Origin of the sequence: Vreelandella maris (assembly GCF_013371085.1) — a bacterium.
Taxonomy (GTDB): domain Bacteria; phylum Pseudomonadota; class Gammaproteobacteria; order Pseudomonadales; family Halomonadaceae; genus Vreelandella; species Vreelandella maris.
In genome coordinates this window covers 1-15580 of sequence record NZ_JABWCV010000005.1, presented here as the reverse complement: position 1 = coordinate 15580, position 15580 = coordinate 1, and the positions used below count along the sequence as shown (strand labels likewise).

13 protein-coding genes are annotated in these 15580 nt (G+C 57.4%); 5 read left to right on the top strand and 8 right to left on the bottom strand.

Translation table 11 applies throughout. The features are described from left to right. The first annotated feature begins 140 nt into the window (after window positions 1–140). The 4 genes from HUO07_RS05200 (at window position 141) to HUO07_RS05185 (ending at window position 3820) form a co-directional block, all read left to right on the top strand. The gene (locus HUO07_RS05200) at window positions 141–1010 is read left to right on the top strand and encodes a D-hexose-6-phosphate mutarotase (protein ID WP_101146083.1); all 870 of its coding nucleotides are present in this window, start codon (window positions 141–143) and stop codon (window positions 1008–1010) included. 61 nt (window positions 1011–1071) lie between these two features. Next, the gene (locus tag HUO07_RS05195) at window positions 1072–1263 is read left to right on the top strand and encodes a hypothetical protein (RefSeq protein WP_008958538.1); all 192 of its coding nucleotides are present in this window, start codon (window positions 1072–1074) and stop codon (window positions 1261–1263) included. Between the two features lie 110 nt (window positions 1264–1373). Beyond that, the gene (locus HUO07_RS05190; RefSeq protein ID WP_176302678.1) at window positions 1374–2777 is read left to right on the top strand and encodes a YcjX family GTP-binding protein; all 1404 of its coding nucleotides are present in this window, start codon (window positions 1374–1376) and stop codon (window positions 2775–2777) included. Then, window positions 2774–3820 carry a YcjF family protein gene (locus HUO07_RS05185; protein WP_176302677.1) on the top strand — a complete coding sequence of 349 codons (1047 nt, stop codon included), beginning with the start codon at window positions 2774–2776 and terminating at the stop codon, window positions 3818–3820. Before HUO07_RS05190 ends, HUO07_RS05185 begins: the two co-directional genes overlap by 4 nt. Window positions 3821–3837: 17 nt before the next feature. Here the strand turns inward: HUO07_RS05185 and HUO07_RS05180 are convergent, their stop codons facing one another. The 7 genes from HUO07_RS05180 to HUO07_RS05150 form a co-directional block, all read right to left on the bottom strand. Further along, window positions 3838–4959: an ABC transporter ATP-binding protein gene (locus tag HUO07_RS05180; RefSeq protein WP_176302676.1), complete on the bottom strand. Its 1122-nt coding sequence runs from the start codon at window positions 4957–4959 to the stop codon at window positions 3838–3840. Between the two features lie 184 nt (window positions 4960–5143). Beyond that, window positions 5144–6022 carry a carbohydrate ABC transporter permease gene (locus HUO07_RS05175; RefSeq protein ID WP_176302675.1) on the bottom strand — a complete coding sequence of 293 codons (879 nt, stop codon included), beginning with the start codon at window positions 6020–6022 and terminating at the stop codon, window positions 5144–5146. Next, window positions 6015–6941: a carbohydrate ABC transporter permease gene (locus tag HUO07_RS05170; protein WP_176302674.1), complete on the bottom strand. Its 927-nt coding sequence runs from the start codon at window positions 6939–6941 to the stop codon at window positions 6015–6017. The genes HUO07_RS05175 and HUO07_RS05170 overlap by 8 nt, the downstream gene beginning before the upstream one ends. A 135-nt stretch (window positions 6942–7076) precedes the next feature. Further along, a complete protein-coding gene (locus tag HUO07_RS05165; RefSeq protein WP_176302673.1) occupies window positions 7077–8336 on the bottom strand; it encodes an ABC transporter substrate-binding protein in 1260 nt (419 codons plus the stop codon). Window positions 8337–8447: 111 nt separating this feature from the next. Beyond that, window positions 8448–9959, bottom strand: coding sequence for an ATP-binding protein (locus tag HUO07_RS05160; RefSeq protein ID WP_176302672.1), 1512 nt, complete (start codon window positions 9957–9959; stop codon window positions 8448–8450). Further along, window positions 9956–10681, bottom strand: a complete 726-nt coding sequence (locus HUO07_RS05155) for a response regulator (protein ID WP_176302671.1) — start codon at window positions 10679–10681, stop codon at window positions 9956–9958. The genes HUO07_RS05160 and HUO07_RS05155 overlap by 4 nt, the downstream gene beginning before the upstream one ends. Before the next feature lie 114 nt (window positions 10682–10795). Next, complete coding sequence (locus HUO07_RS05150; protein WP_176302670.1) at window positions 10796–11593, bottom strand: Cof-type HAD-IIB family hydrolase; 798 nt, start codon at window positions 11591–11593, stop codon at window positions 10796–10798. Window positions 11594–11755: 162 nt separating this feature from the next. Between HUO07_RS05150 and HUO07_RS05145 the strand changes: the two genes are divergently transcribed. Next, complete coding sequence (locus tag HUO07_RS05145; protein WP_176302669.1) at window positions 11756–13696, top strand: exoribonuclease II; 1941 nt, start codon at window positions 11756–11758, stop codon at window positions 13694–13696. Window positions 13697–13826: 130 nt separating this feature from the next. Here the strand turns inward: HUO07_RS05145 and HUO07_RS05140 are convergent, their stop codons facing one another. Further along, entirely contained in the window at window positions 13827–15452 is a 1626-nt protein-coding gene (locus HUO07_RS05140; protein ID WP_176302668.1) for a methyl-accepting chemotaxis protein, read from the bottom strand. Window positions 15453–15580 lie beyond the last annotated feature (128 nt).

The following is a 15580-nucleotide window of genomic DNA, read 5'->3' as shown; positions in this document are numbered from 1 at the left end:
TACGGGTTTTAGCTACGTACATTAGTTACGTATGTTAGTACGCGTTTTACCTATCAGTCGTGCTTGTTCTACCATAGCACACAGCGTTACTGTTCGGCGTCTATCGGTGTAGATGCTTGGCAACTCTTAAAGGAAAATTCATGATCCCCGACTCGCTCAAACAACTGCTTAAAAGCACAGATGGTCAGCAAACGGCCAACTGGGAAGGCCGCGACGTAGTGCTTTTCAACATGCCTTGGGGAGAGTTAGCGATTAGCCTACAGGGTGCTCAGGTGCTGCATTTCTGCCCACAGGGCGACACCGATTGGCTATGGCTGACACCGACCCCACAAGCGCTGCCAGGGGCTATCCGCGGCGGTATTCCGCTCTGCTGGCCGTGGTTTGCTGACGAGCGCTATGCCGATGAGAGCCCCAATCGCGACGGCCCGTTTCATGGCCTCGCCCGTCACGCGGCCTGGCGTCTGGATGCTGTCGATGAGCATGCCGAAGGCATTGAAGTCCATCTCTCTCCCGAGCAGCGCCTGCATACTCAGCTCACGGCACGTTTGGTGGTGCAAGCCAATGCACAGCGGCTTAACGTTGAGTTGATCAGCGAAAACATCGGCGAGACGCCCGTTAAAACCAGCGGCGCACTGCACACCTACCTCGCCGTTGCCGATATCCATCAGTGCCGCCTGGAAGGTCTTTCCGGCGCCCGCTATCTCGACAAACTGCGCGACTTTGCCGAAAGTGAACAGCAAGGTACGCTGGCCGTTCAAGGTGCCATTGACCGCATTTACCATACCAATGAAGCCGTGCTGCTCAACGATGGCGAGCGCAGCCTGCGCATCGGCAAGCAGTCCAGCGACTCCACCGTGGTGTGGCACCCCAACAACGACCTTCCTGGCGATACACCCGCTGACGCGGCACGCCATTTTATCTGCGTTGAAGCTGCCAATACGCGCCTAGACCCGGTTTGGTTGGTACCCGGTGCGCAACACTTATTAGGTACTACCCTAAGCCGCGGTTAACCTTCGGTTCATCAATATTTTGCTATCATGCGCTCACTTTCATTTGAGCTAGGGAGATCCGATGGATCCGCAGCAATGGCTAGAGGCCGCTACGCTAGCCTTTAATTTAATCGGCATGGTGGTGTGTTTAGTGGGTCTTACCTTGGCACAAAAAATGACTCGCCGCTGGCCGGGCTACACGCTGGCGGGGGTCGGCTTTTTGATTGCCACCCTACCGATGCTTTCACAGTTACTATTAATGTTTCGCCAGTAATGGTCATACAGCCCTGCTTGTTTTGAAAGAGAGCTGATTTTGAAGAGACCCAGTTTTAAAGTGAGCCGGGACCGCGTTAAGTTGGCAAGAGCCATAAAGGGATCGAAAGGATGCGTCAGCCGTTAAGTCGCGAACTGAGCAATTTGTTAGAGCGAGGCCGGGATCGCCAGTTGCGCTTAGCGGTAACGGGCCTCTCGCAAGCAGGCAAAACCGCTTTTTTGACCTCGCTGGTCAATCAACTGCGCCATGCCGGCGTAGAAGCGCGTCTCGATTTACTGCCCGCTGCCCGTGAAGGCCGCCTGCTGGGTGCCCAGCGGCTCAACCAGCCCGATTTGGGCGTGCCACGCTTTCCTTACGACCCGGGCATGGCTGCCCTACGCGATACACCGCCCCGCTGGCCGGAGCCCACACGCGGGATTAGTGAACTGCGTTTGCAACTGCGTTACCGCCCTGCCCGCAGCGGCTGGCTAACCCCTGAAATTGCCCACCTTACCCTGGATCTATTTGACTACCCCGGCGAGTGGTTGCTCGACTTACCGCTGTTGCAGCATGACTTTTACAGCTGGAGCCAGGCTCAGGCGCTATACGCAGGCGAACAGCGGCGCGGCTTGTTTAGTGAATGGCTGGCAGCAGTGGAACAGCTCGACCCGGCAAGCGAGGCGGATGAGGCCCAGCTCGCCGCTCTGGCCGAGGAGTACGCCCAGGGCCTGCGCCGTGCCAAAAAGGCAGGCTTCTCCGACCTGCAGCCGGGGCGTTTTTTGCTGCCGGGCGAGCTGCAAGGTGCGCCGGTACTGCAGTTTTTCCCACTACCGCAGCTTAATTCATCTCAACTCAATACCTCCAGAGAAGCGCTGGAAGCACTGCCCGCCAACAGCCTTTACGCTACCCTGGCGGCGCGCTTTCGCTACTATCAGCAGCAGGTGGTGAAACCCTTTTACCGTGATCACTTCCGCCGCTTTGACCGCCAGATTGTGCTGGTGGATGTGCTGGGTGCGCTGAATGCTGGGCCGGAGCGGTTTGAAGACCTTTCCCGCGCACTGCGCCAGTTAATGCACAGCTTCGACTACGGCAAACGCAGCCTGCTCACGCGCCTGTTCGCGCCCAAGATTGACCGGCTGGCGATTGCGGCCACCAAGGCCGACCATGTCACTCCTGACCAACACGGCCATGTGGTACAACTGGTAGAGGCCTTACTGGCAGAACCATTGAAAGACCTGCGCTTTGCCAATGTCCCGGTCAAAGCGTTTTCTCTGGCCTCCATTCGTGCCACCGAGGCTCGCGAAGTCACCCACGAGGGTAAGCGCTCACCTGCGCTACGCGGCACGACCCTTGAAGGGGAGGATGTACTGGTATACCCCGGCGATGTTCCCGCCCGGCTTCCCACTGCCAATTTTTGGCAGCAGCAGGGCTTCGACTTCCCCGGCTTTCGCCCGATGCAAACCACTTCGGAAGCGCTGGATCATATTCGCATGGACGCCGCCATCGACTGGCTGATTGGAGACAAACTGACATGACCACCCCACAGCCACGGCGCCACTTTACGCTGGATGACACGCCTGAAGATGCCACAGAACCAGCTTCGGCTTTGCGACAACGTGAAGCCTTTGCTGGCACCAGCGAGCACCAGCCATTAGCACCTCTTCCAGAGGATAAAGCCTTACCTGCTGCCAGTTTAGGTGCGCCGCGTAAGCGCCGCTGGGGGCTGCTATTCGCTCTAGTGGGTGGTGCCGGACTAGGCACGGCAGAGCTGGTCACCGGTATTCCCGACGCCCTGGCTCAGTCCCAGTGGCTCGCCATTGCCTGGAAGTTATTCGGGATCAGCCTGATTGGATTAGGTGGAATATCACTGCTCAAAGAGCTGGGCCGTTTGCGGCGTCTCAAGCGCCACGACAAACTACGCGTTGATTTAGCCGAGCTGCCGCTGCGCTCACCCAAACAGGCCCGGGCCATGGCCGAACAGTTGAGGCGCCAGCTCAAACTTGCCGACGATGACCCGCATTGGCTGGCGTTTCAACGCGCCAGCCAGCCGCACCATAGCGGGGAAGAGATCCAAACACTGCTGCGCTACCACCTGCTAGCCCCCCGCGACCGTGAAGCCCAGCGCTTGGTTACCCGCATGTCCGGTGAAACCGCTATTATGGTGGCCATTAGCCCACTAACGCTGGTGGATATGGCACTGGTGGCCTGGCGCAGCCTGGCGATGGTAGACAGGCTCTGCCGCCTGTATGGCCTTGAGCTGGGCTACGCCAGTCGCCTACGACTATTTCGTAACGTTCTGCACAATATGGCGTTTGCCGGTGCCAGTGAACTGGCCACCGACGCCAGCATGGATATGCTCTCGCTGGATTTAGCCGGGCGCCTCTCCGCCCGTGCCGGCCAGGGCCTAGCTACCGGGCTGCTTAGCGCGCGCCTTGGGCTTCGTGCCCAGCGTCTGTGCCGCCCAGTGCCCTTTACACCCAATGAGCAGCCAAAGATCGCCGATTTACGTCAAGACCTCTGGCGGCAGATCAAGCGGCTGGATAAAGAACCTGCCCCCGCGACACGTGCAAAAGAGTAACGCTGGCGCACTGGAGGTTAAGCAATACGCTGCTCGGTTTCAGCATCAAATAGAATCGCTCTGCCCATATCGACACGCAGCGCTAAGCGCTCCCCAGCAGCCACCGCGCATTTCGGCCCAACACGGGCTGTTACTTCCTGTTCGCCCAGCGGCAAACGCAGCAGGATATCCGCCCCGGTAGGCTCTACCACCGCCACATTGGCACTCAATAGTGTTCCCTCAGCTTGGGACGTTAACCGCTCGTCCTCTTCGCTGAAGTGCTCCGGCCGCAGGCCCAGGATGACCGGCTGATTAAGCCGTTCAGCCATACCTGCGCCGATACGCGCTTCCGGCCATGGCAGCACCAAGTCCGCCTCTTCCGGCGTGGTAATGCGCAGTTGATAGCCACCGTTGCCATCCTCCAGCGTAGCGCGGATGAAGTTCATCGACGGCGAGCCCATAAAGCCCGCCACGAACATATCCACCGGGTTATTGTAGACTTCGTCCGGCGTGCCGAGCTGCAGGATATGCCCGTCGCGCATCACTGCAATGCAGTCCGCCAGGGTCATGGCTTCGACTTGGTCGTGGGTGACGTAAACAATGGTGGTGCCCAGGCGCTGGTGGAGCTTTTTGATTTCGGTGCGCATGTCCACGCGCAGCTTGGCATCCAGATTAGAGAGCGGCTCATCGAACAGGTACACCTTGGGCTCCCGGGCCAGGGCCCGACCCATCGCCACCCGCTGTCGCTGCCCGCCAGAGAGCTGGGCAGGCTTGCGATCCAGCAGATGGGTGATCTGCAGTAGATCGGCCACCCGCTCCACGGCGGCTTCCCGCTCAGGTTTGGGCACCTTGCGCATTTCAAGCCCGAAGCTGATGTTCTGGCGTACGGTCATGCTGGGGTAAAGCGCGTAGGACTGAAACACCATGGCGATGTCCCGATCTGCGGGGGTGCGCCAGGTGACGTCTTCACCATCAATATAGATATTGCCAGCGGTCACCGGCTCTAGCCCGGCAATGGCGTTCATCAGCGTGGACTTGCCGCAGCCCGAGGGGCCAACCAGAATCAGGAACTCGCCAGAATCGATCGAAATGCTGACATCTTTGAGCACCCGCTCGCTGCCGAACTCTTTGCGTACATTGTGGATTTCTAACGCTGCCATAATGAAAATCCTATTATTAGACTGCTGACAAAGTTGTTAGCCCGGTCAGAACAACCCTTCGCGGGGGCGCTGTAAATCCCTCCCTGGAAGCTACTTTTTCCATCCCTGGAAAAAGACCCCCGCTACGGGTTGATCTGACCTTACCAAGGTAATCTTTAGAAAGTTGTCATCAATCTGATTATTATTAGCCTTTCACGGAACCGGCTGTCAGCCCGCGCACGAAGTATTTTCCCGCCAGCACGTACACCACCAGGGTGGGCAATGCGGCAATCATGGCCGCTGCCATATCCACGTTGTACTCGCGCACGCCGGTGGAGGTATTCACCAGATTGTTGAGCGCCACGGTAACGGGCTGGGTGTTGTGGGCTGAAAACGCCACGCCAAACAGGAAGTCGTTCCAGATTTGGGTGAACTGCCAGATCACCGACACCACGATAATCGGCGCGGAAACCGGCAGTAGAATGCGCCAGAAGATGCGGAAAAAGCCCGCGCCATCCAACTTCGCCGCCGATACCAGCTCGTTAGGGATACCCACGTAGAAGTTGCGGAAAAACAGCGTGGTGAAAGCAATGCCAAAGACCACGTGAACCAGGATCAACCCGGCGCGGGAACTGGAGATCCCCAGCCAGCCGAGGGTTTGCGCCATGGGCAACAGCACCACCTGGAAAGGAATAAAACAGCCAAACAGCATTAATGCGAAGACTAATTCAGAGCCTTTGAAGCGCCACTTGGTTAGCGCGTAGCCGTTGAGAGCGCCAATGGTGGTGGAAATCAGCACCGCTGGAATCACAATCGCAAAGGAGTTCCAGAAGTAGCCGCCCACCCCCTCGCAACGCATCCCGGTGCAGGCTTCGCCCCAGGCTTTTGTCCACGGCGTCAGGGTCGGGTTTTGAGGCAATGAGAGCAGCGACCCAGCGCTGATTTCGCTCAGTGGCTTCACCGAGGTCATTAGCATCACGACCAGTGGCAAGATATAGAACAGCGCGGCGAGTATCAGTACGCCGTAAAGCAGACCACGAAAAAGCCGCGCAGCGGGCGTCTGACGACGAATCACATTAGCCATGCTTGCGGCTCCTTAATTCGGAATAGAGATAAGGAATCAAAATCGCCAACACACCCCCCAACATCAGCATGGCGCTGGCAGAGCCCAAGCCAATCTGTGCCCGGGTAAAGGCGTGAGCGTACATAAAGGTGGCGGGTAAGTCGGTTGCGTAGCCAGGCCCGCCGCCAGTGAGCGCGACGACTAGGTCAAAGCTCTTGATGGCAATATGGGCTAGTATCATCACCGCGCTAAACACGACCGGGCGCAGGCAAGGCATCACTACGCGCCAATAAATCCTCGGCAGGCTGGCACCGTCCAACTGGGCTGCTTTCACAATACTGTCGTCGATGCCCCGCAGGCCGGCTAAAAAGAGTGCCATCACAAAGCCTGACGCCTGCCATACGGCGGCAATCACCAGGGTATAAATCGCCATATCCGGGTCAGTGATCCAATCAAAGCGAAACGACTCAAAGCCCCAACTCTGGACCATGGCCTGGATACCCAACTGCGGGTTGAGTAGCCACTTCCACACCACCCCGGTCACGATAAACGACAGCGCCATGGGGTAGAGATAGATCGTGCGCAGCGCACCCTCTTGGCGAATTTTCTGGTCGAGCAGAATGGCCAGCAGCGAGCCAATCGCCAGGCATATCACCACGAACAGCACGCCAAAAATCATCAGGTTGGTCGAGGCGACCCACCAGCGCTCATTGGCCATCAGGCGTGAATACTGGCCAAAGCCGACAAAGTCGTAGCTGGGCAGCATGCGCGAGCTGGTCAGCGAGAGCACAAACGTCCACAGCATGAAGCCGTAAACAAAGAACAACGAAATCGCCACCGACGGTGCCAGCACCAAGCGCGGCAGCCACGCCTGCAAACCACCGGAGGGCGTCGACCGCTTAGCGCCAGCCCCTAAAGGCGTCGCAGAGGTATTTTTCATGGGGAGGGAATCTCTCATCGGAGAAGTGTCCTTGCCAAGCAGCATAATGTTCTTACTAAGCAAAATAGTGTTCTTGCTAAGCAGAATAGACGCCGCCGTTGCGGCGGCGCCTAGAGAACGCAAGCGCTAGAAAATCTAGAAAGAAGCCGCTTCGGCGGCGCTCACCATACGTTCTGCTGCTTCTTCAGCAGGCATATCGGCGTCGTTGAAGTAGTTAGTGACCACATCGAAAATGGCGCCCTGCACGTCCGCACGCACGGCCATGCCGTGAGCCATACTCGGCACTAGGCCACCCTCTTCGGCGGTGCGCTGAAAATCAGCCAACGACTGCTGGGCACAGCTATCGAATTCGCTCATGTCCAGGTCAGGACGCGCCGGAATCGAGCCCTTGGCAAGGTTAAACGCTTCCTGGAAAGTAGGTTCAAGCACCAAGCGGGCAAGCGCCTGTTGTGCTTCCAGCTCTTCGTCGTCGGTGACCCGGAACATGGCCAGGCTATCGATGTTGAAGGTGAATGCATCTTCGGTGCCCGGCGCGGCGGCACAAAGGTAATCTTCCCCGGCGGTAAGCCCTGCCGCGGTGAATTCACCTTTTGCCCAATCGCCCATCAGCTGAAAGCCAGCCACTCCCTCAATCACCATCACTGTGGCAATGTTCCAGTCGCGACCGGGCATGCCCTCATCCATCAGCTCACGCGTACGCTTGAAGTCTTCAAGGGCATCGATCATCTGTTCACCACCCAGGGCTTCAGGATCCAAATCTACCAATGCCTGCTGGTAAAACTCGCTGCCCTGGCCACCTAGCAATACGCTTTCGAATACCGTTGCGTCCTGCCAAGCTTGACCGCCGTGAGCCAGCGGTACGAAGCCCGCTTCACGAATCGCTTCGCCTGCCTCGAATAGCTCATCCAGCGTGGTGGGCATCTCCACCCCTGCCGCTTCGAGCACTTCCGGGTTGGCCCACAACCAGTTGACCCGGTGCACGTTGACGGGCACCGCTACGTATTGGCCGTCGTAGCGCATGATGTCGGCCACAACTTCCGGCAGCAGTTCGTCCCAGCCTTCGGCGTCGGCAACGCCGTTCAGGTCACCCAGCAGGCCCAACTCGCCCCACTCCTGAATCTCGGGGCCTTTGATCTGTGCCGCTGAAGGCGGGTTGCCCGACATGGCGCGGGACTTGAGCACCGTCATGGCGGTTTCACCACCGCCACCGGCCACGGCAAAATCCTGCCAACCGTAGCCTTCGGATTCCATTAAGTCTTTAAGCACATTGGCGGCGCGGGCTTCGCCACCGGAAGTCCACCAGTGCAGCACTTCGACTTCATTCGCTTGAGCGGTACTGGCGAGCGCGGCGCCTGCCAAAGCTAGCGCGAGGGTTGTCTTCTTAAACGTCGACATGGAGTCACTCCTTATATTGTTATTGTCCTCTCGGACATGCGACCTCCATGAGATTACGCCAAGGGCTGCGTCAACGGGAGTTACCGAGTACTGCAAAGTATTGGCGGTTTATTACAAACCTGTAATAGTTTTCTGGCGGGGTAGCGTGAGCGTTACCACCAGCCCACCCTGGGCATGGTTAGCAAGGGTGATATCGCCGCCGTGGGCGCGAGCAATATGCCGGGCGATACCTAGCCCCAGACCACTACCGCCAGTATGTCGGCTGCGCGAGGGTTCTAAGCGCACAAAGGGCGAAAACACCCGCCCCAGCTGCTCTTCGGGAATACCGGGGCCGTGATCGCGAATATGCAGAGTGACCGCGTTACCGTGATCGACGAGCGCTACCTCGGCCTGCTTACCATAGAACACGGCATTCTCAAGCAGATTCGCCAGGCAGCGCTTAAGCGCCAGCGGTTTGGCAATCAGCGGTGCAATAGCGTGGCCGTTTTTAATCTCGATAGTGATCTTACCGCCCTGAAGGCTTAGCTCTTCAGCTAGCTTTTCGACCATGTGCGTTAGATCAACCGATGCCGGTTCTTCGTGCAGATCCAAGCCTTTTACCGAAGCCAAAGCACCTTTAACGAGGCTGTCCAGTTCATCCAATGAAGCGCAAAAGCGCTCCCGCTGGTAGTCGTCATCGAGCATTTCGGCACGCAGACGCATCCGGGTTAACGGCGTTTTTAAATCGTGAGAAATTGCTGAGAAAAGCCGCTCGCGCTCCTCAATCTGCTCGCGGATGCGCCGCTGCATCCGGTTAAACGCTACGGCGGTGGCGGCGACTTCTTTGGGGCCACTCTCTTTGAGCGGCGGCATATCCAGGTCATCACCCAACTGATTGGCTGCCCGTGAAAGCCGCGCCAGTGGACGGGTCACGCTGGTAATGCCCAATAGCGAGAGCGCCAGCACGCTCAGCAGCACCAGCAGCCCGACCAGCAAACGCTCTTCAGAGAGCCAGCGATAGCCGCTGAAAATATCCGGCACCCCCAGCAGCGTGGCGACATACAGCCAGGTGCCTGGGGCTAGTTCCAGTTGCACGACCAGAATCGGCGGTGAAAGCGGTTCCATCAGCAGGCTGTGCTGCCCCCAGCGCGGCGGCAGATCATAGAGCAGCACTTCATTATTGAGCACCCGCAGGTTTTCCGGGCGGGAGAACTCGACAATCACATCATCGATATTGAGCTGCTGGGTGAGCACCGAGCGCACGTTGTTCACCACGACCTCTTTCTCCGGCCCCGAGCCGATATCGTCGATGGTAAGCCTACGTTCGTTAACGCTGACGAAAAAACGTGTGCCGCCCATGTTACGCAGTTGATCGAGCACGATATGGCGGTAGTCCACAGGCAGCGAGCGGAAAAACTTCATGGTGGAGGCGATGCTAAACGCCATGTTGGTGGACAGTTCATCCAACTGTGCCAAATGGCTGGAGCGCACCTGGGAAGTCCAGATCGCGTAGCTGGCCCCTTGGGCGGCCAGCACGCCGGCGATCATGATGATCACAAAGCGCCCGCGCAGCGACGCCGGCAGCCAGCGGGCCACTCGTCTGGATAAACGCCGCCTAGTCTCGGCCCACCCCACTTGTTTCACGTTAATGCGTCTACCTGGGCAGTTAACACATAGCCCGCGCCGCGCACCGTGCGAATCAGCTGCGAGTGCTGAGCATCTTCACCCAGCCGTTGGCGCAGTCGACAAACATGAACATCAATAGAGCGGTCTAGCGGCGGCGCGTCCCGTCCACGGGTAAGCGCGTAGAGATCATCCCGTGTCAGCACCTTGGCCGGGTGCTCTAAAAACACCTGCAGTAGCTGAAAATCAGCCCCCGAAAGCGCGGCGCGCTCCCCCTGCAGATCAATCAGCTCGCGGGTCATGCGGTCGAGTTGCCAATTGCCAAAACTGACCCAGCGCGCCTGCCCTGCTGGCAACGCTGGCGGAGCGCTGCGAGTGCGGCGCAGTACCGCTTTGATGCGCGCCAGCAATTCGCGAGGGTTAAATGGCTTGCCCAAATAGTCATCCGCGCCCAGTTCCAGACCAAGAATACGGTCGGTCTCATCGGCACTGGCGGTCAGCATGATAATCGGCACATCGCTGTGCTTTCTAACGTCGCGGCAGATGGTAAAACCGTCGTCACCGGGGAGCATTAGATCGACAATCAGCAAGTCAGGGGCGTGTTCAGCGCGCAGAGAATGCAGCGCTTGGGCGCCGTCCGCCGTAAATACCCGGTAACCGTGCCGACCCAGGTAGTCAGCGAGCAGCTCACAAATTTCCGGGTCATCGTCGACCACAATCAAGGTAGCAGGGGTTGTCGTCATCGCAGCGGGTTCAGCCCTACGTTGTTGTCTTTATTGGGCCTTGATGATGGTCGAGGGGCTAGGCAGTAGCAATACCGCTACGACCAAGGTTGCATTAGTGTTTACCAGTAACAGTTAAAGCTCAAAGCGCTTTTTTAACCATTCGGCAACAGCCGCTTCACCGTGATGACCGATACGCTCGGCGCCTTTTATACGGTCGAATAGATCAAGGTGGGCATTGGCCATTACCTGGGCTTCCCCGGCTAACACGAGCATTTCGGTATCATTGAGGTTGTCACCAAACGCCATGCATTCGGCTGCTGTTAATTCTAAGCGTTCAAGCAGTGAGGCTAACGCAACGCCTTTGTTAACGCCGCCCGCCATGATCTCCAGGGAGTCAATCGTCGAGTAGGTGATATGCAGCGCATCGCCATGGGCCTTATGAGCCTGTTCTTCCAGCTGTTTCAGCGCCTCAGGGTCGCCTAGATAGAGCACTTTGCCAACACCGTTAATGTCCATCTGATCAGGCGGCACGACGTCATAACCAAACCCGGTAGAGGCGTGAAGAGATAATAGATGCGGGGCTTCCGCATCAATATGCCAGCCGCTTTCACGGTAGAGGTTCAAGCGCACCTGAGGCGGGCGCGGGAGATTAATCAGCGTTTGTGCATATTCAGGGTCGACATGGGTCGCGGCCAGCAAGGTGCCTTGTGGGTCGTGCACATAGGCGCCGTTGGTACTGATCAGGTGCGCGGGAATGTCCAACTGATCACGAAATACTTGCATATCGTGATAGTGGCGCCCCGAAGCAAGCGCGACATGGTGGCCTTGCTTCACCAGCGCCCGCAGCACGTCAACCGTGCTTTCGTGCAGGGTATGGTCGCTTCCTAATAGGGTTCCATCCAGGTCAGAAACAATCAGGCGGGGTGTCATAGTGCGCTCCATCGGCATGGGCATTTAGCTTAACCGATTCTTTTGAGCGCATGTAAGCCTTTGACGCGCCGTATACCAGTGCCGACTTCGCATGGCGGCAATTGGCGTGGCAAGCGGGAATCCGTATAGTGGCACCCTAACTCTCGCCAACTGATTGAGCTCATGCTTCAGAATAACGCCATGCTTGCCCAGCTCAAGCAACAGATTCGTCAAACCACCCCCCGTGCTGAAGGGGTGATCAAAGCCACCGACAAAGGTTTCGGGTTTCTCGAAACCGACGACGGTGAATCCTATTTCGTGCCGCCGCCCGCCATGAAGCAAGTGCTTCACGGTGACCGTGTAGAAGCGGTTATCCACGAGAACGGTGACAAAAAATCCGTTGAGCCCGAAAAGCTGATTGAAGCTGGGCTGGATCGGTTTGTTTCCCGCGTGCAGAAGCGCGAAGGCCGCTTGGCCGTGGTTCCAGACCATCCGTCGATTAAAAACGTTATCAAGGCGCGGATTAAGAATAGCCTTGATGAAGACACCATTGCTGACGGCGATTGGGTCGTTGCCCGCCTGGTGCGCCATCCGCTAAAAGCCGATGACCGCGCTTTCTTTGCCCAAATTGATGAGCTGGTCGCCAAAAGCGATGATCCGGCAGTACCGTGGCGCGTCACACTTGCCCGCCATGCGCTGGAGCAAGAGTGCCCCGATGCGGGTACCGATTGGCCGCTGATGGATGAAGGCCTGATTCGCGAAGATTTAACGTCCACGCCCTTCTTCACCATCGATGGTGAGAAGACCCGCGATATGGACGATGCGCTGCACGTCGCTACTCGCGCTGAAGGCGGCTGGCAGTTGAGTGTCGCGATTGCCGACCCCACCGCCTATGTGGAAGAGGGCCATGCGGCTGATTTAGAAGCCCGCACCCGCGCTTTCACCGTTTACCTGCCCGGTCAGAACGTCACTATGCTGCCAGAGCAGCTAGCGGATGACCTCTGCTCGCTGTGGGAAGATAAAGAGCGCCCCGCGCTGGCCTGCACGCTGGATATCAATGCCGACGGCAGCCTGGGCGAGTATCGCTTTTTTGCGGCTAACGTTAAATCTCACGCCAAGCTCGTTTACGACAATGTCTCCGACTGGATCGAAGGCCAAGGCGATTGGGCCCCGGCGGATGATATTGCCGAGCAGCTCACCGCGCTGCGTGATTTGACCGAGGCACGTACCGCTTGGCGCAACGAACACGCGCTGGTGTTTAAAGACCGCCCCGACTACGTGTTTGATCTTGACCCTGCTGGCAACGTATTGGCCGTGCGCACCGAAGAGCGCCGCATTGCCAACCGCATGATCGAAGAGTCGATGATTGTGGCGAATGCCTGCTGCGCGGACTTCCTGGCCCAGCATATCGGCCACGGTATCTTTAACGTGCACCGTGCGTTCGAGCCCGAGAAAGCCGAAGCTGCCCAGGAATTCCTGGCAGGCCAGGAGATCGTGGTCGAACGCGAAGCGCTGACTGAGCTTGCCCGCTACACCGAGCTGAAGCGTGCGCTGGAAAGCCGCGATGATGCCTGGTTGGATGCGCGCCTGCGCCGCTTCCAGGGCTTCACCATGATGTCCGCACAGCCCGGCCCGCACTTTGGCCTCGGCCTGGCCGCCTACGCGACCTGGACCTCGCCGATTCGTAAGTATGGCGATATGGTCAACCACCGCCTGATCAAGCGCGTGCTGAAAGGTGAGCAGGCGCCCGCCGAAGCTACCCAGCAGCTCACCGAACAGTTGACGGAGCGTCGCCGCCTGAATCGTATGGCCGAGCGCGACGTGAAAGACTGGCTCTACGTGCGCTACCTAACGCCTGCCGCACAGAACCAGATTACGTTTGAGGCCGAAATCATGGCCATCAACCGTGGCGGTATGCGCGTTCGCCTGCTGGAAAATGGCGCGACCGCCTTTGTTCCCGCCCCTTTAATGCACAGTGACCGAAGCAAAGTGGTGATTGATGATAAAGAGGGACGTATCCAGATCGAAGGCGAAGAGCGCTACAAGCTTGGCGACCCGCTTCGCGTCATCTTGACCGAAGCTCGCGAAGAGACCCGCTCGCTGGTAGCTAAACCCGCTGCATAAACCGCGCGTGTTCAACCGCAATAACCGACAACGGCGCCCTAGGGCGCCGTTGTTGTTTCTATCGTTCTGGCAGTATTTTGAATAGCTTGTAGATTTACTTCCCACAGGAATACGCAAACGCATTAGCTTATTAAAACGCTGCCTGTGTGGCTCTCGAAGGTAAAGCCATGGCAGGCGTGCGTGCTGATAGTTTGTTCAGCTTCGCATCGTCAATTTGAAACGCCGCTACTAGCTCGCGAAGCCGCCCAGCCTGTTCCTCCAGAGAAAATGCTGCTGTCGTCGACTGTTGGACCAGCACACTATTTTGCTGAGTCGTTGAGTCCATTTCAGTGATCGCTGTATTAATCTGCTCGATACCACTACTTTGCTCACGCGTAGCAGAGGACACCTCAGCCATCAGCAGGGCAAGACGTTGGATCATCGTTTCCGTTTCTCCTATAGTCGTTGCTCCTCGCTCCGCTTGATCAGAACACAGCTTTATTTTGTTGCGTGTATCATCCAGCATGCCGCGAATTTCGCTGGCTGACGCGGCACTGCGGCTTGCCAGCGAACGAACTTCGGTAGCCACTACCGCAAACCCACGGCCTTTCTCACCAGCACGCGCCGCTTCCACGGAGGCGTTCAGGGCCAGAATATTGGTTTGAAAGGCAATCGCATCGATGGCTTCGACGATCTTGTTCATACTGAGTGAGGCCGCCGTCACTTCACGCATCAACTCCACGCTGCGTGTCACTTCTTCACCGCCATTGTGCATCTGCTGTGATGAAGCATGGGCCAGCGTATCAGCCTCTTTGGTTGCATCGCTGTTCTGGCGAACCGTTGCCGTCATTTCTTCCATACTTGAAGCCGTTTCCTGCAAGGCAGCTGCTTGCTGCTCAGTACGAGAGGCGAGTTCCTGGCCGCCTTGGGCAATCTCATTGGCGCCATGCAAGATATTTTCGCTTGAGTCACGTAGTGAGGCGACCAAGGTAGTGAGCGCTTTACTCATTTCGGCCATGGAGGTTAATAATTGAGCCGTTTCATCACGCCCTGTTGCTACGATATCGTGTCGCAGATCTCCTTCCGCTACGCGCTGGGCAACCTCAACGGCCCGCCGCAAAGGCAGTACGATGCTGCTCGTAATAGCAATGGCCAGCGCCAGCGCCATCAATAACGCCGCCCCCGCGAAGATACAAAGCTGCCAAATAGCTAAACGATACTCGGCATCTATTGCCTCATTAGCAACCTTTACTCCCGCGTCAGCCACTAGGCTAATTTCATCAGCCAATTCCTCAAGCTGGTAGATACTATCTTTATGCTCACCGAAAGCTAGATTGGCTTGAGAGGTTTCGGTAATAGCGCTCTGTTCAATTTGACGATAGACCGTCATAAACCCTTCTTCATACCCCTGGAGGGCGCTTTCTGCCTGCTGGTACAACACATTGAGGCTATCTTTATCGGCAATTTGGCTTCCCGCTTGGAAGGCAGCCTGAATTTTCTCGATGGTCGCCACCCAACGCTGCTGATAGTTCGCTACCCGCTCGGGACTGTTGATGTTGATAAAGATATCTTTTTCAAAGCGTCGCGCTTGCAGCGAAAGGCGCTGAATTTCCGCTGCATTGCTTGCTAGCGCGACATCCGTGTCCAAGGTTTTTTGGGCAGTATCCTTGGTAAAGGTGATACCCATAACTCCCGCTATTAAAGTGCCCAAAAGAAATAGCGATACCAGGCCAAAAGCCAGTGCGAGCCGTGTACCGATCTTGAACCGTGAAAGCATGGAAACTTCCTAGGGCCTGTTGACGTTTTGAGGGATAGCATTGGCAGGATAGGGGCAAACTCACAGAATACAGGTTCCGACACCAACAAACTGCGAGCTTGCCATGCCCCGACTGATGCTCACAGATG

Bases quoted from the DNA above. Each gene is read 5' to 3' on its own strand.
- HUO07_RS05200 (WP_101146083.1), top strand. From the start codon at position 141: ATGATCCCCGACTCGCTCAAACAACTGCTTAAAAGCACAGATGGTCAG.
- HUO07_RS05195 (WP_008958538.1), top strand. From the start codon at position 1,072: ATGGATCCGCAGCAATGGCTAGAGGCCGCTACGCTAGCCTTTAATTTA.
- HUO07_RS05190 (WP_176302678.1), top strand. From the start codon at position 1,374: ATGCGTCAGCCGTTAAGTCGCGAACTGAGCAATTTGTTAGAGCGAGGC.
- HUO07_RS05185 (WP_176302677.1), top strand. From the start codon at position 2,774: ATGACCACCCCACAGCCACGGCGCCACTTTACGCTGGATGACACGCCT.
- HUO07_RS05180 (WP_176302676.1), bottom strand. From the start codon at position 4,959: ATGGCAGCGTTAGAAATCCACAATGTACGCAAAGAGTTCGGCAGCGAG.
- HUO07_RS05175 (WP_176302675.1), bottom strand. From the start codon at position 6,022: ATGGCTAATGTGATTCGTCGTCAGACGCCCGCTGCGCGGCTTTTTCGT.
- HUO07_RS05170 (WP_176302674.1), bottom strand. From the start codon at position 6,941: ATGAAAAATACCTCTGCGACGCCTTTAGGGGCTGGCGCTAAGCGGTCG.
- HUO07_RS05165 (WP_176302673.1), bottom strand. From the start codon at position 8,336: ATGTCGACGTTTAAGAAGACAACCCTCGCGCTAGCTTTGGCAGGCGCC.
- HUO07_RS05155 (WP_176302671.1), bottom strand. From the start codon at position 10,681: ATGACGACAACCCCTGCTACCTTGATTGTGGTCGACGATGACCCGGAA.
- HUO07_RS05150 (WP_176302670.1), bottom strand. From the start codon at position 11,593: ATGACACCCCGCCTGATTGTTTCTGACCTGGATGGAACCCTATTAGGA.
- HUO07_RS05145 (WP_176302669.1), top strand. From the start codon at position 11,756: ATGCTTCAGAATAACGCCATGCTTGCCCAGCTCAAGCAACAGATTCGT.
- HUO07_RS05140 (WP_176302668.1), bottom strand. From the start codon at position 15,452: ATGCTTTCACGGTTCAAGATCGGTACACGGCTCGCACTGGCTTTTGGC.